Source organism: Candidatus Fermentibacter sp., assembly GCA_030373045.1.
Taxonomy (GTDB): domain Bacteria; phylum Fermentibacterota; class Fermentibacteria; order Fermentibacterales; family Fermentibacteraceae; genus Fermentibacter.
The window spans coordinates 28,374-43,369 of record JAUCPW010000005.1 but is presented as its reverse complement, the minus strand read 5'-3'; the positions used below and the strand labels follow the sequence as shown (position 1 = coordinate 43,369).

The 14,996-nt window shown below is 68.7% G+C and carries 11 protein-coding genes; 6 read left to right on the top strand and 5 right to left on the bottom strand.

Annotated elements, in window-relative coordinates:
- Window positions 1-6 precede the first annotated feature (6 nt).
- Both QUS11_01985 and QUS11_01980 read right to left on the bottom strand, forming a co-directional pair.
- On the bottom strand, window positions 7-555 hold the full coding sequence (locus QUS11_01985; GenBank protein MDM7992061.1) for an NUDIX domain-containing protein: 549 nt from the start codon (window positions 553-555) through the stop codon (window positions 7-9).
- Window positions 552-1,388 (bottom strand): prepilin peptidase, encoded by an 837-nt coding sequence (locus tag QUS11_01980; protein MDM7992060.1) that lies wholly within the window; start codon window positions 1,386-1,388, stop codon window positions 552-554. The genes QUS11_01985 and QUS11_01980 overlap by 4 nt, the downstream gene beginning before the upstream one ends.
- Window positions 1,389-1,499: 111 nt before the next feature.
- Here QUS11_01980 and QUS11_01975 point away from each other — a divergent pair, with 111 nt between their 5' ends.
- The 6 genes from QUS11_01975 (at window position 1,500) to QUS11_01950 (ending at window position 12,243) form a co-directional block, all read left to right on the top strand.
- On the top strand, window positions 1,500-2,543 hold the full coding sequence (locus QUS11_01975; protein MDM7992059.1) for a porin: 1,044 nt from the start codon (window positions 1,500-1,502) through the stop codon (window positions 2,541-2,543).
- Window positions 2,544-2,845: 302 nt separating this feature from the next.
- A complete protein-coding gene (locus QUS11_01970) occupies window positions 2,846-3,901 on the top strand; it encodes a hypothetical protein (GenBank protein ID MDM7992058.1) in 1,056 nt (351 codons plus the stop codon).
- Window positions 3,902-3,935: 34 nt separating this feature from the next.
- A complete protein-coding gene (locus QUS11_01965) occupies window positions 3,936-6,926 on the top strand; it encodes an efflux RND transporter permease subunit (protein ID MDM7992057.1) in 2,991 nt (996 codons plus the stop codon).
- A gap of 19 nt (window positions 6,927-6,945) precedes the next feature.
- Window positions 6,946-9,990, top strand: coding sequence for an efflux RND transporter permease subunit (locus QUS11_01960; GenBank protein MDM7992056.1), 3,045 nt, complete (start codon window positions 6,946-6,948; stop codon window positions 9,988-9,990).
- Complete coding sequence (locus tag QUS11_01955; GenBank protein ID MDM7992055.1) at window positions 9,987-11,018, top strand: efflux RND transporter periplasmic adaptor subunit; 1,032 nt, start codon at window positions 9,987-9,989, stop codon at window positions 11,016-11,018. The genes QUS11_01960 and QUS11_01955 overlap by 4 nt, the downstream gene beginning before the upstream one ends.
- A 28-nt stretch (window positions 11,019-11,046) precedes the next feature.
- Window positions 11,047-12,243: an aminoacetone oxidase family FAD-binding enzyme gene (locus QUS11_01950; GenBank protein MDM7992054.1), complete on the top strand. Its 1,197-nt coding sequence runs from the start codon at window positions 11,047-11,049 to the stop codon at window positions 12,241-12,243.
- A gap of 9 nt (window positions 12,244-12,252) precedes the next feature.
- Here the strand turns inward: QUS11_01950 and QUS11_01945 are convergent, their stop codons facing one another.
- The 3 genes from QUS11_01945 to QUS11_01935 form a co-directional block, all read right to left on the bottom strand.
- Window positions 12,253-13,179: a hypothetical protein gene (locus QUS11_01945; protein MDM7992053.1), complete on the bottom strand. Its 927-nt coding sequence runs from the start codon at window positions 13,177-13,179 to the stop codon at window positions 12,253-12,255.
- Between the two features lie 118 nt (window positions 13,180-13,297).
- Entirely contained in the window at window positions 13,298-14,380 is a 1,083-nt protein-coding gene (locus QUS11_01940) for a DUF1028 domain-containing protein (protein ID MDM7992052.1), read from the bottom strand.
- 4 nt (window positions 14,381-14,384) lie between these two features.
- On the bottom strand, window positions 14,385-14,870 hold the full coding sequence (locus tag QUS11_01935) for a hypothetical protein (GenBank protein MDM7992051.1): 486 nt from the start codon (window positions 14,868-14,870) through the stop codon (window positions 14,385-14,387).
- Between the last annotated feature and the right edge of the window lie 126 nt (window positions 14,871-14,996).

Below are 14,996 nucleotides of genomic sequence, written 5' to 3'. Positions count from 1 at the left end.
CCCGGGTCAGTTGACGTCGCCCAGGTAGACGGGCCCCCCGTAGGTGCCGGCGGCGACCGCGGGCAGGATCGAGGCCAGCACCGAGGGGTAGATCCGGAAGCCTGCGAGGTCCTCCGGGCGTATCCACGCGATCCCGGTCTGCCAGGTGTCCATGATGGACGGCGAGGCGGCTGCGCCGCCCGGATCGCCGGGGACGAGCACGGCCTCGAAGAGGAATTCGGTCTGGTGGGCATCGCCGTCCTCGGATGCGAACTCGTGGTTGGCCCCTATGTACTCTCGCACCAGGAGCAGGCCGCGGACCTCGACCGACAGCCCGGTCTCCTCCATCGTCTCGCGCCGGGCAGCCTCCACGAGGGTTTCGCCGAACCTCTGCCCGCCGCCCGGGAGCATCAGGAACCCGCCCTCCCGGTCGCGGTTCAGCGTGAAGAGAATCCTGCCCGAATCCAGCACGATGACCTTGCAGGAGTTGCGTTTCCTGCCCGTGCGCTCCTCCGGGGCCGGCTCGAAGGGCGGAGTCCGTCCGGCGGTCATGTCGTCGAAGGCTCCGGGGTTCACTGCAGGCCCGAGAGCGACAGGTAGGCGCCGGCGATCGAGTCCCCAGCGAAGAGTCCGACCACGGAGCCGAGGGCGAGGAACGGGCCGAACGGTATGGGCCGGCGCTTCTGGTGTCTGCCTGTAGCTATCATCGCGATCCCGGCCAGGGCTCCCGTTACGAACGCGGTGAAGACGGCCACTACGGCCGGCCAGGGGCCCAGGAACGCGCCGATGCATGCCGCGAGCTTCACGTCCCCCCAGCCCATGCCTCCGTCGAAGCCCTCCTCGCCCTCCATCCCTTCTGGCGGCACCACATAGGAGGGCCTTCCGCGGAGCACGAGCTGGCTCCCGAGCCTTATGGCCAGGAAGAGCGCGAAGGCTCCCGCGGCGGTGGCCGCCGAGCGGACTATCCCGATGCCGCCTGGTGCGAGCGAGAGGAGGAGGCCCGCCGCTGTCCCGCCGACGCTGACCTCGTCGAGGACCAGCCAGTGGGCGAGGTCGGTCTGCACCGTCAGTATCAGGAGGCCGAGGAAGACCGCCTCGCGCGCGAACCCGGAAGCCGATCCGGAGTGGAGGGCGGCGGCCGCGAACGCCAGCCCTGTGGCCAGCTCGCCGAGCGGGTACCGCACCGATATCCGGCCGCGGCACCCGGCGCACCGCGCGCCGAGGAGGATCCAGCTCAGAACGGGGATGTTCTCGTACCACCTGATCCTCCTGCCGCACGACGGGCAGGAGCTGGGCGGGGCCACGACCGACTCGCCCCTGGGGGCGCGCCAGGCCACGACGTTGAGGAAGCTGCCCACGCAGAGGCCCAGGACGAAGGCCGATAAGGCGAAGAACGCGTCGGGATGCATCACTACCCCCCGGGGGCTTTGCTTTTTTTGTCATGGGCTATATGTTCTTTCATTCTCCGGGATGCAATGCACCGGAGGAAGCGGACAATTCTTCCCACGGAGGGGAAATCGATGAGAACCGCTCTAGTTCTGCTCACCCTGGTGACGGTCTGCGCGTTCGCGGCCGAGTTCACGACCGGCGGCGCCGACATGTGGAAGTTCAACGGCTACGGCATCTTCCGCCTCGACGTCTGGGGCGAGGAAGACGCCGATCCCGACATGGGCTTCTCCACAGACGGCGACATCGCCTGGACCCCGACCCTGAACGACATGCTGTCCGCCAAGGCCGAGCTCGGCCTCGACGCGAACGACAACAGCGTGGTCCTGACCGACGCCTACCTGAACATGACCCCGGCTGACGGCTTCAGCATCCGCGGCGGGCAGTTCAAGAGGATGTTCGGCTGGGGCTACCTCGAGCCCACCACCGCCATGCTGTTCCCCGACAGGCCCCTCTACACAAGCTCCGGCGTCGGGATATTCTCCGACTACGGCAAGAGGGACATCGGCCTGATGCTCCTGGGCGACTTCGACATGTTCACCCTCGACGCGGCCTACACCAACGGCGTGGTCGACACCGAGGAGACCGACAGCAACAAGCAGTTCACCGTCCACGGCACCGTCATGCCGGCCGAGTGGATCACCATCGGCGCGGCCCTGGGCATGCACACGGAGGACTCCGAGGCCGAGGAAGACGAGACCGTCAGCGGCACCGGCATCGACGTCTACGGCCTGGTCGGGTACCCCGCCACCGAGACGATCGACCTGCACTTCACCGGCGAGTACCTGATGCTCGGTGACGCGGTCGATGAGGCCGACGGCTACGAGTACAACGACCAGACGGTCATGACCGTCGCCGGCGGCGCCACGTTCGGCCTCCAGGGCGACATGATCACCGCCATCACCCCCATGATCCGCTACGAGCAGATCAGCCCGGCGACCGCGCTCCCCGAGGGCGCCGACGACCCTGAGGACAACTACGGCGCCATCGACTTCTGCGCCAACTTCCACATGGGCTCGCACAACACGCTGCAGCTCGGCGCCCGCAACTACAGCTTCCAGGCCGAGGGCGTCGACGGCTACACCGACATCATCCTCGACTGGGTGATGGCCTTCTAGAAATCGGTACATCGTGGAGGGGCCGCGGGCGACCGCGGCCCCTCGCTCATTTCCGAGCCGTCGGAAATGAGCAGGGCCGACAGCGGCCGGCCTGCAGGAGAAGAACCGGCAGGGCAGGCCGCGAGAGGGCCCAGGCGTACTCACTCGGATGAGATCCCCGGTGAACCGCGGAAGCTCCCTTGCATGATGTCAGCCGACTCCTCTGGCCATGAGCTCCCCCGGTCTGATAGAATAGGCGCATCGCATCCTCCGCGGCCCTGCCGCACGCCAGTCCGCCAGACCCAACCCGGAGGGGAGCAGAGATGGCCGAGACCGGTACGGCGCTTTCCGAGAACAAGACCCTGAACTGTTCCAACTGCGGCGCCCCGATAGGGTACGTCGAGGGGGAGTCGGTGCTCACGTGCGAGCACTGCGGATCCGCCACGATGCTCGCGGGGTTCGACCAGATCGTGACGATCCAGTCGCATTCCATCATCAGGCCGAAGCTGGACGAGAACGCGGCCGTGAAGACGGCGCGCACCTGGCTCTCAGAGGGCAGGCTGAAGCCCAGGGGCCTCGGCGACGCGGCGGACCTGAAGTCGGTCTCGGGCCGCGTGCTGCCCTACTGGATCGTGAAGTCCTTCGCGTCGACCTCGTGGCGGGGCATGAACCGCAGGTCGCGCACCGTGGGCTCCGGCCAGCAGAGGCGCACGGAGGAGTACTGGGAGCCGGCCGACGGCCGCTTCAGCGACAACTACACCTGGCCGGTCTACGCCCGCGAGGACGAGGCCGAGTACTGGGGCCTGAAGTTCCTGGAACCCGGGCAGAAGTGCCTGTTCCCCGACTGGCGGAAGTTCTTCTTCTCCTTCGGGATGGGCTCGAAGACATCACCCAACGCGAACCTCCTCGAGGGCAAGACGCCCTTCAGCCTCGACGGCATCACCGACTCCGGCCTCAGGATCGTCAACGGGCAGATAGTGCAGGCGCGCGCCGAGGAGACGGCCAAGGCCAGGATCATCCAGGCGCACGACGCCAAGGCGAGCGGCAAGGCCACGAAGATCACCGACTGCGACACCACTGTAACCGTCCAGGGCACCGAGCTCGTCTACCTCCCCATGTGGGAGATCGTGTACGGGTACGGCGGCAGGGACTACAGGGTGCTGGTCAACGCCGCCTCGGGCGCGGTGGTGGCCGCCGAATACCCCGTCGGCAAGAGTGCCAAGGTGCTCAACTTCGACCTCTTCTTCGGCATCCTGGGCGGGATCGTGGCGGCCGCGGGATTCGGGACGAACCACACGGGCGTCGGCCTGGCCGGCCTCGGCCTGATCGGCATCGCGGTCGTCTACACGATCGTCTCCCTGGCAAGCGGCAGGAAGTAGAGAACCCGGAGACTCCCGGAGAAGGCGGTCGCCGATGAGGATCACCGATTCGGCCGTCAGACGGCCGGTCGCCGTCGCGGTCTTCGCCGTCGTGATACTGGTGCTCGGGGCCGTGGCCGTCCTCAGGACGCCGGTCGACCTGCTGCCGTCGGTCGAGTACCCCAGGCTCACGGTGGAGACCACCTACCCCCCCTCCAGCCCCTACGAGGTCGAGCGCCTCGTCACCGATCCCATCGAGCAGTCGATAGCGGGGGTCAGGGGCCTCCGCAGCTACACGTCCAGGTCCTACGGCGACCGCAGCAGGGTGACGCTCGAGTTCGGCTGGGGCACCAGGATGGACTACGCCAGGCTCGAGGTCCGCGAGAAGCTCGACGTTGCGGGATGGTCGCTGCCCGACCAGGCCGGCCGGCCCACGCTCGTGGAGTACGACCCCTCGAGGCGCCCGTTCATGGAGATCCTGGTCTCGCGCGAGGGGGACTGGACCGAGACCACCGACTTCGTCAGGCGCGTGATAACCACGAGGATCGAGCAGGTGGACGGGGTGGCGGCCTGCGAGATGGAGGGCGGCGCCGAGGCCGCCGTCTTCGTGAGGCTGCGCGACGGGGCGATGGAGGAGATGGGCGTGAGCCCGACGATCGTCGCGGCCGCCCTGGCCGGTGCCAACGCCAGGACCCCGGGCGGGCTCGTGCGCGAGGGGCAGAAGGAGTTCTTCCTCTCCCTCGAGGGCCAGTTCGAGAGCCTCGAGGACGTCGAGGCCACCGTGGTGGGCTTCAGGGGCTCGTCGCCGATCGTGCTGGGAGACATAGCCGAGGTGTCGCTCGCCGAGAAGCCCCTCACGGAGTGGGCCGGCGCCGACGGCGAGCGCTGCATCATCCTCAGGATACGCAAGATGTCGGGGGGCAACACGGTCGACATCTCCGGGCGCGTCGCCGAGGTCCTCGACGAGATGAGGGAGCGCTACCCGGACGTCAGGATCGAGGTCCTCCAGGACGACGCCGTGTTCATCACCGAGTCCATCGACGGGGTCATCGAGTCGCTGATCATGGGCTCGATCCTGGCCTTCGCCGTGCTCTTCCTCTTCCTGCGGGAGTGGAGGAGCCCGGTCATCATGGGCATATCCATCCCCCTGAGCGTGGCGGTGGCCCTCTTCGCCCTCTACCTCAGCGGGATCACGCTCAACATCATGTCGCTCGGAGGGCTCGCCCTCGGCACCGGCCTGCTCGTCGACAACTCGATCGTGGTGCTCGAGGCCATCCACAGGAGGCGCGAGAGGGGGGACGGCCCCGTCGAGGCGGCGGTGAAGGGCACGTCCGAGGTGGGCGGCGCGATCGTCGCGAGCACGCTGACGACCCTCGTGGTCTTCTTCCCTGTCGTATACCTGGAGGGAGTCACCAGCCAGCTCTTCCGCGACCAGGCCCTCGCCGTGAGCTTCGCCCTCGTGGCGAGCCTGCTCGTGGCCGTCACCGTCGTGCCCCTCCTCGCCGCCCGGTACCCATCGGTGCCCTCGGGCGACCCCACCGCGAAGCTCAGGGACTGGTACGCCGGGCTGGCGAGGCGCGCCTTCGCCCGTCCGGGCAGGGTCGTGGCCGCATCGGCGCTGCTCGCGGTTCTCACCGCGGTTCCTGCGGTCCTCCTGCCCAGGCAGCTCCTGCCGTCCATCCCCGTCGAGCAGATCGACCTCTCCTTCTCCGCCCCCGAGGGCACCCCGGTGGACGACCTCGTGCTGTTCTCCGAACGGGCCATGGATCTCGCGTCGCGGTCCGGGGCGACCGCAGTCTCCGGAAGGGCCGGCGTGAGGTCGAGGGAGGGAGTGGACGCTCTTCTGACCGCAACATACGAGAGCCCCGGCGAGGCCTCGCGCGCGATGCGCGACCTGCCCCCGGCCTGGGCTCTCGGACAGATCTTCCCGCTCACCGCCACGCCGCACGAGACGCTGCTGGGAGAGATCCTCGGCGGGGGCGGGGGCTTCACTGCATACGTCGAGGGAGAGGACCTCGAGGCCGACCTCGCATCGGCACAGGCGCTCGCCGGGCTCGTCGCCGGGTACCCGGGGGTCCAGTCGGTCGAGACCGGATACCTGCCTGGAAGGCCCGAGATCCTGCTGAGGTTCGACGCCGAGCTGATGTCGCTGCTGGGCCTCGATCCCGGACAGGTCTCCGACTGGGTCGAGAGCATGGCGAGGGGGCTCGAGGCCACCACCTACTACAGGCAGGACGAGAGGGTGGACGTGCTGGTGCTGTCCGACACGGGCGAGGGCATCCCCCTCGAGGACGCCCTCGCGAGGGCGACCGATGCCGGAGGCATCCTGGTCCCTCTCGGGAGGCTCGTGGACGTCGAGAGGCGCCAGCTCCCGGGCTACGTCGAGCACTACCAGGGCAACAGGGCCGTCTCGCTCTCCATCAGCTCGTCCTCGGGCAATCTCGCGGGCCTCTCGGGCAGGGCTTCGGCCGATGCGGCGGGTCTCGGCGGGCAGGCCCCCGTCACCCTCCGCACCGGACCCGAGGTCGAGGAGATGGACAGGACCTCGCGGGGCCTCCTGCTGGCCGCGATCCTGGCCGCCGCCCTGGTCTACGTGCTCATGGCGGCCCAGTTCGAGTCGTTCAAGGGGCCGTTCGTGATAATGTTCACCGTGCCGCTGGGACTCATAGGCGTCGTACTCGCGCTGCTCCTGACCGGGCAGGGCTGGAACGCCCTGTCGGGCATAGGAGTGGTGATACTCTCGGGCATCGTGGTGAACGACGGCATCCTTCTCGTCGAGAGGATCGGGCAGCTCAGGCGGGAGGGGCTCGAACCCGCCGACGCCGTGGTGGGGGCGGGGCGCGACAGGCTCAGGCCGGTGCTGATGACCAGCACGACCACGATCCTCGGCCTCCTGCCTATGGCCGTCGGCATCGGGACGGGGGGCACCCTCCGCCAGCCGCTCGCCGTCGCCGTCATAGGAGGCATGACGGTGGCCACGCTCCTCACGCTCGTCGTGGTGCCCGCGGCCTTCAAGCTGATCTACGGCAGGGGCGGACGGCCGTGATCCGGCCCGCCCCCCGCGGATGATAGACTCCATCCTCGCCCGGCCGCGCGGCACGGCCGTGGTCTACGCGGCCCTGCTGATCCTGGCCGTGGTCTCCTACACGCGCATACCCATCGAGGGCACCCCGGACACGGAGCTGCCCAAGCTCAGCGTGTTCACGACGTGGCCCGGGGCCGACCCGGAGGCGGTGTGCGAGGAGGTCACCAGGCCCATCGAGGAGGTGGCCAGGCAGGTCGAGGGCGTGGAGGAGATCTCCTCCAGCTCGGAGTCCGGGGCCAGCAGCGTGACCATCTCGTTCCGCAAGGGCACGGACATGGACGTGGCGTCCATGGAGCTGACGGAGCGCATTTCGTTCCTGTCGGAGGACCTTCCCCCCGAGGTGTCGGCCTCGAGCGTGACGCCGGTGCTCCCGCAGGAGCTCGAGAGCGAGGGGTTCCTCGTCTTCGCCCTGGCCGGGAGCGACGGTCAGGCCCTCAAGAGGCTCGCCGAGGACGAGATAGTGCCGGCCCTCGAGAGGATAGACGAGGTCGGAGCCGTCGAGGTGCAGGGCCTCGGAGCCGAGCAGGTGGTCATAGACATCGACCCGGACGCCCTGCGCGAGCTCGACCTGACCCTGGCCGAGGTGATGATGGCGCTGGACGCCGGGATCACCGACCGGAACGCGGGGGTCGTCACCGACACGACCGGGCGCGACGCCGTGGTCAGGATGACCTCGGTGCCCCGCGACCTGGGTGACCTCGAAGAGCTGATAGTGGCCTCCAGGGGCGGGCGGTTCGTCACCCTCGGAGACGTCTCGCGCGACATCTCGATCATGTTCGACGAGAACCAGTACACGATCTTCAGGTACGACGGCCTGGACCAGATCACGATAAGGGTGGACAGGACCCCCGGCAGCAACGCCGTGCGCGTGGCGGACCGCGTGATGGCCCGCCTGGACGGGATACGGGGCGCCCTGCCGGAAGGCGTCGAGCTGGAGCTGATCGAGGACGGCACCGAGCAGATAAGGGACGACCTGTCAGCCCTCTCCTGGAGGGGCCTGGTCTGCCTGGCCGCGATCATGGCCGTTCTGCTGCTGCTCAACCCCGGCATCAGGAACAACGTGCTCATACTCAGCTCGATACTCTTCTCCGCCTCGCTCTCGATCACGGCGGTCTACCTCGCGGGCTACACCGTCAACGTGCTCACCCTCAGCGCCCTGGCGGTGGCCTTCGGCCTGCTCGTAGACGGGGCCGTGGTGGTCATGGAGGCGGTCGCCTACCGCAGGAGGCAGGGCATGGCCCCCCTGGAGGCGGCCACGACGGGAGCGAAGGAGGTTGCCCTCCCGATCCTGGGCGGAATCCTGACGACCCTCGTCGCCTTCGTCCCGCTGCTCGCGAGCGAGGGCATCCTGAGGCTCTACTACAGGCCGTTCGCCTTCACCATGGCCGCCACGCTGGTCTCGTCCTACATCGTCTGCCTCACCCTCGTCCCGTCCCTGGCGGGCCGCTGGCGGGAGGGGAGCTGGATACGGCAGAGGCGATGGGACGTCGTCCTGGCACGGGTGATCACGAGGCTGCACCACAGGCCCTGGCTGCCCATGTCGTGCGTGATCGCCCTCACTCTGGGCGCGGCGTGGATCTTCATAAGGGAGATCGACAAGGGGAGGGACTGGGGCTTCTCGTTCGAGCGCGAGACCATCACCGTCTACATGCAGTTCCCCCCCGGCACTCCGCAGGATGTGGTCGACGGCTCGGCACGGGGCTTCGAGGCCCTTCTCGCAGGCAGGGAAGGCATCGAGTCCACCCGGACGTACGTCACGGGTGAGACGGCCGTGGTCTATTCGGTCTGCTCGAAATCGTCGCTCGAATCGGGCCTCGCCCTCCGCATCGAGGCCGAGGTGATGGCCCACGCATCCACGGTAGGCGGCGTGCAGGAGATCTACGCGGGGGGCATCAGCCCCGAGGGCTACTGGCGCACCACGACCTCCGCGGGGATGGTGCAGACCATCGAGCTGCGCGGCTACGACTACGAGGGCCTGCGGAACATCGCACGCTCGATCGCCTCTCTGATGGGGAGGCATCCCAGGATAGCGGACGTGGACATCGACTGGAACAGGATGTCGGCCAACAGGTCGCAGCTCTCCATCGACTTCGACAGGCAGGAGCTGGCCGATCTCGGCCTCAACCCGGTGCAGCTCCTGGCGGCATTCCGCTACAACCTCCCGAGCGGCTACGGCGGGGAGGTGCAGATAGGGGACAGACGCCTCGACCTGGGCCTGAGGATAGGCGGCGAACGGAACCCCGCCTTGGCCGAGGTGCTCGAGAGCCGGATCAGGACGGCCGGGGGCGGATCGGTCAGGCTGGGCGACCTCGTGGCCCTTGACACGGCATCGGTCCAGGGCTCCATAGACCGCGAGGAGGGGGAGTACCTGAGGACGGTCGCCTACACCTTCATGGGGGCCGAGCGGATGGGGGCCAGGTTCAGGAGGACCCTCCTCGAGAGCCTCGAGCTTCCCGACGGCTACAGGGTCTACGAGGACACGACGTGGGTCCCCAGGTGGCTGCGCGAGGAGGAGTCGGGCACCGACCTGAACCTGCTGGTCCTCGTCGCGATCCTGGCGGTCTTCGCCGTCACGGCGGTGCTGTACGAATCACTCACCGCGCCCCTGTGGGTGCTGGCGGTCATCCCGATGGCCCTCATCGGCGTCGTGGCCGGGTTCTGGGCCTTCGACAGGGTCTTCACGCCGCAGGCGTACGTCGGCAGCGTCTTCCTCGTGGGCATAGCCGTCAACAACTCGATCCTGCTGGTCGACTGCTTCCTCCGGCACCGGAAGGCCGGCATCTCCACGCGGGAGGCCCTCGACCGGGCGGTCGGTGAGAGGCTCCGCCCCGTTCTCCAGACGAGCCTCACGACGATAGCGGGGCTCCTGCCCCTGATCATCTGGCCTGTCGCCGGATCGGACGACCTCTGGAGCACCCTGTCCTTCACGGTGGTCGCGGGGATGGTCACCTCGACCCTGCTGGTCCTGGTGGCACTGCCCTCGCTGATACAGATAACAACGAAGGAGGGAACCACCCCGAGATGAAGAATCTGTACGTTCCGCTCGCCGCCCTGATCCTCCTCTGCGCCTGCGGGAAGGCGGAGGAGGAGGAGGCAGAGGCGCTGGAGCCGTCACCCCTCCCGGTGACGGCCTGCACTCTGGCCCGCGACACCCTCTTCCAGGTCGTCGAGGCCACCGGCAGGGTCAGCTCGGCGAGGACGCAGGAGATGGTCTCCCAGATACAGGGGCTGGTCTCCCAGGCTCCGGAGGCGGAGGGCATCCCGGTCCTGCGGGGGCAGACCGTGTTCAGGATAGTGGCAGGGGCGCAGGCCGCCGACCTGCAGAACGCCCTCAGCAGGTACAGGTCCGCCCAGGCTGTCTACGACTTCGAGGTGGCGAACAGCTCGGGCGAGATCACCGACGAGCGCAGCGAGATGCTCAGGAGCACCACCGGCCTCCTGCAGGCCGAGGCGGACCTTGCGCGCGCCAGGACGCAGTACGGCAACGCGGCCCTGACCGCGGGGTTCGACGGCGTGGTTTCGGGCGTCATGGTGCGCGAGGGCGTCACGGTCTATCCCGGCACGGTGCTGGGTTCTGTGGTGGACATGACCGCGCTGCAGGCCGAGATAGACCTGGACGAGCGCGATCTCGCGCTCTGCACGGTGGGCGCCAGGGCATACGTGACGGTGCCCTCCCTGGGCGACTCGACCCTCGTCGGCTCGGTCGGCTCCGTCTCGCCCACGATCGATCCCTCGACGCGCTCCGGCGGCGTGATCGTCGATCTCCCGCCCCTCCCCGGCCTCAGGCCCGGCGCGACCGCCAGGGTCGAGATCGTGACCTCCCAGGTGCCCGACCAGGTCCTGGTGCCCGCGGAGGCCGTGCTGGTGCGCGACGGCCGCGAGATGGTCTTCGCCGTGGTGGACGGCAGGGCAGACTGGCGCTACGTGACCACGGCCGGCTCGGGCAGGGGATTCACCGCCGTGGTCGAAGGCGTGTCGGAGGGCGAGCAGGTGATCACCGGGGGACACTACTCCCTGGCTCACGACGCCCCCGTGGCGGTAGTGGGGGAATAGCCTGGCAGAGCGGTTCGACGCCATCGTCATCGGGGCGGGGGCTTCCGGCCTGATGGCGGCGGCCATGGTCGCATCCCCGGGCACGGGCGTGCTGGTGCTCGACCAGAACGACAGGCCCGGGGCGAAGCTCTCGCTCACCGGCGGGGGCAGGTGCAACATCCTGCCCGCGGCCGCCGATCCGTCGGCGTACGTCACCTCGTCGTCCCGGAACAGCCTGGCGAAGATCCTCAGGGGATGGTCGCCCGGGGAGGCCCGCTCGTTCTTCGCCCGCGAGGCGGGGGTCGGGATCGAGCCCGAGGCCGCCACCGGGAAGCTCTTCGCGGTCCCCGGAGGCGCCCCGGCAGTGACGGGGGCTCTGGAGGGGATCGCGAAAAGGGCGGGAGCCGTGTTCCGCTACCGGAGCCGTGTCTCCGGCATCTCGCCCTCGGAGCGCGGGTGGACTGTTTCGCTCGAGTGCGGCGAATCCGTGGAGTCGGACAGGGTGGTGCTGGCGACCGGCGGCAGGTCGTGGCCCGGCACCGGCAGCGGGGGCTGGGGGTTCGCGGAGGCTGCTCGGCTGGGCCATACCGTCAGGCCGGTCTATCCCGCGCTGGTGCCGCTTCTCTCCGGCGATCCCGGCTTCGGGAGCCTTTCGGGCATCGTCGTCGAGGCGACGATCTCGTCCGTCTTCGAAGGCAGGCCGTTCTCGGTCCGCGGGCCTCTCCTGTTCACGCACAGGGGTTTCAGCGGACCGGTCGTCATGGACGCGTCACACGCCTCGACAGGACCCCGGACGGCTGCACTCTCCGTCTCCTGGGGCGGGCTGGACCGGAAGGCCTGGGAGGAGGTGCTCCTGGCCGGGAGGGGGCTGGTCAGGAAGGCGCTGGAACCGCACCTGCCGTCGAGGCTGGCGGGGCTCATCGTGGAAAGGGCCGGCCTCGATCCATCCATCCGCTTCGCCGACCTGGCCAGGGAGGGCAGGATGTCGCTCCTGGCCGTCCTGTCGGCATGCCCTCTGCCGGTCTCGGGGAACTGCGGCTGGGACGAGGCCGAGGTCACCGGAGGCGGCGTGGCGCTCGAGGAGGTCGATCCGGCGAGCCTCGAGAGCAGGCTGCACCCCGGCCTCCATTTCGCAGGCGAGGTCCTCGACGCGTTCGGCCCCGTCGGGGGCTGCAACCTCTACTGGGCCTGGCTCACGGGGCGGCTCTCGGCCGGGGCCCGCCGGCCCCGGAATCCCTCTCCCTAGCAGCCGGCCTCAGGGCTCCACAGGGGCGAGCCCCAGGAAGAACCTGTGGTACTCCACCGGCAGCCCGGATTCGCTCGTGAGCTCCAGGGTGCTTATTCGCGGGATCATGGCCGAGGGGATGGGGAAGATCACGAGGTACTGCCCCTCCCAGTCGCCGTAGAGGGCATAGGGCTCCCAGGTGCCCCACATCGCGCGGATCTCGGGCTCCTTCAGCTCGCCCTCCGCCCACTCCGTAACGGTCTCCAGGGCGAGTTCGGACGAGTACTCGCCTGTGATCTCAATGTCGTTCCCCAGCTCGTCCAGGTCGTCGGCGTCCACCAGCCCGAGCCCCATCCAGTCCATGTCCGGCCGGAAGAGCACCAGCACCTCGCCCGATACCGGGATCACCTGCGGATGTCCGTCGCTGATGCTCCCCGGGAGCGGGAGGGGGAACGATCCGGGCTCGAAGGACGTCTCGTAGTAGAGGAACATGTCCGAGAAGGAGTCCGACTCCCGGTTGATGATCAGGGACTCCGTCTGCCTCCACATCCGCGTGGCCCAGTCGAAGCCCGCGATCGTCTCCTCGGCCGGCGAGTGCATCCAGGGCTGCTCGACCAGGTACGGGCACTCCGTCGAGATTGAGCTCCACCTGACGGCGGAGGCGCCGCCCGCCACCGATTCGTCGATCCTGAACGACTCGTCCGGCTCGGGGTACGTGTTCACGATGTCGCCCTGGGAGCGGACGGTCAGGTCGCCCGTGAACTCCGGCCCGTAGATGTAGATCACCGGAGCCTCGGCCATGATCTGGGAGTAGTCGACCCAGGGGCCGCCGGCGTCGCCCGCCGCCTCCACGACGTCGCGCCTGTAGACCACGGCGCCCCATTCGTGCACGTAGATCTGGTCATGATAGGGCGCCACTACTGTATCCACCGCTGCCGCGAGGAAAAGCGGGCTCAAGCTTCCACCTCCGGATCCGGCCGGCCGGCGTGACCCACTGTCACAGGTGCCCGGCAGGCCTCATATGATTTCGATCGGAGCCCTCTCGAGCGATTCGAGCGCCTCCATGAACTTCGCGTCATCTGCTGCGAAGACAGGGTGATGGCCGTTCCCGGCTCTCGAGCGATTCGAGCGCTTCCGTGAACTTCGCGAGCTGATCCCGGTACCATTCGTTGTCCGGCTCCCTGCGCAGCGCCTCCGCCTCCCAGGCGACAGCCTCGTCGTATCTCCCCGCCGCATAGAGCGCCTCGGCCAGGGTGTCCATGATGTTCGTGTCGTCGGGAGCGAGCATGAGGGCCTCCGTGGCGAGCTCCACAGCCGTCTCCGGCTCGAGCCCCCTCTCGGCGAGGGTCCAGGCGAAGGCGTTGAGGGTCTGCGGATCGCGCTCGCCCGACGACAGCGCCCTGTCGATCATGCCGGCCAGGTGTCCCAGCTCGGGCTCCCTTGCGGCGTCGGCATAGACCTGGATCATGAATACGGGCTCCCAGAGGGCGTAGATCCTCGAGAGCTCCCCGACCGGGTCTGCATGATCGTCGACCCGGATGTCGACCAGGACGTCCCCGACGCCCTGATAGCCTCCTCCGGGCCTGTTCACAAGCATCGCCGCGGACTGCCTCCCCCTGCTGTCGCCGCCAGCCGAGTCCCCCGCGGCGAGCGCCCGCACCAGCCTGTACGCGAGGGGCCCCTCCGTGCCGAGGAACGCCTCCTCCATCGCCGCCACCACCTCCGGACCTGTCAGGATGTTGCCCTGTATGGCATATCCCGGCCCGGAGACGCCTCCGGCCCAGGCCGACGTGCCGGAACCCGTGAAGGTCGCCGAGCCTCCGTCGGCGTCGACGATCCCGAGCTGGCGGTCCTGGAACGAGGAATCGGATTCGAGAAGGATCTCGAGTGCTTCGTCAGCGGAAAGCCCGCCTTCGAGGAGTTCGAGCCCGGAGGGCCCGAGCGAGACGTTCACGAGCGCCTGCGTGGCCACCGCACCGCTGCCGCACTCGACCCAGGGGACTATCGTCCCGACGGCGAGAACGCGCGAGGCCACGGCCACCCCGCATTCGCCCGAGGCCGTGTCGACCGCGGCTATCGAGAAGGTCGAGCAGACCAGGCCGTCCTGCGCGCCCGGGAGGGCACAGGCGAGGACGAGCGGGAGCAGCGCCGCCTGCATGCCCCTACCCCTGCCAGGGAGTGCCGGTGTGCGCCTTGATGGCCTCGCCCGACCGGATCACCGCGGAGTTGTCGCATGTCAGGGAGTTGCAGAACGCGATGGCCTGGTAGGGATCGCGCCTCGGGTAGAGGTATGCCAGCACCTGGACGGCGTCGGGCTGGCAGGTGCAGTGCCCGAGGATGTCCAGCGCCGTTCCGCATTCGGGGCAGGATAGCGATGCGAGCTCGTCGGGTTCGATCCTGCCCTTCACGATGGCCTTGCCGGGGTCGCCCAGCCTCGCCGAGAGGACCACGAGCCCCTCGCCGGCCTGCGAGACGAACCTCAGCAGGATGCCAGGGTACCCGCAGACCTCGTGGTCGACGGAGACCAGGTTGTGCCCCATCGGGCAGTACGCCGCGTTCACGATCACGCTCTCCGAGGGCGCCGCCGCGGCCCTCTCCTGCTCCGGGATCCTTATCCTGCCTTCCGAGTCGAACATGGACTCTGTCATGATCCACCTCCTCCCGGAACATACCAGGCCCGTCCGGATACGGCACCAGACGTGCGCCGCCGGGGCGGGGCGCTTTACGAATCCGTCCCCCGGGATATACTCCGGTCTCCGAGACATCATCCATCG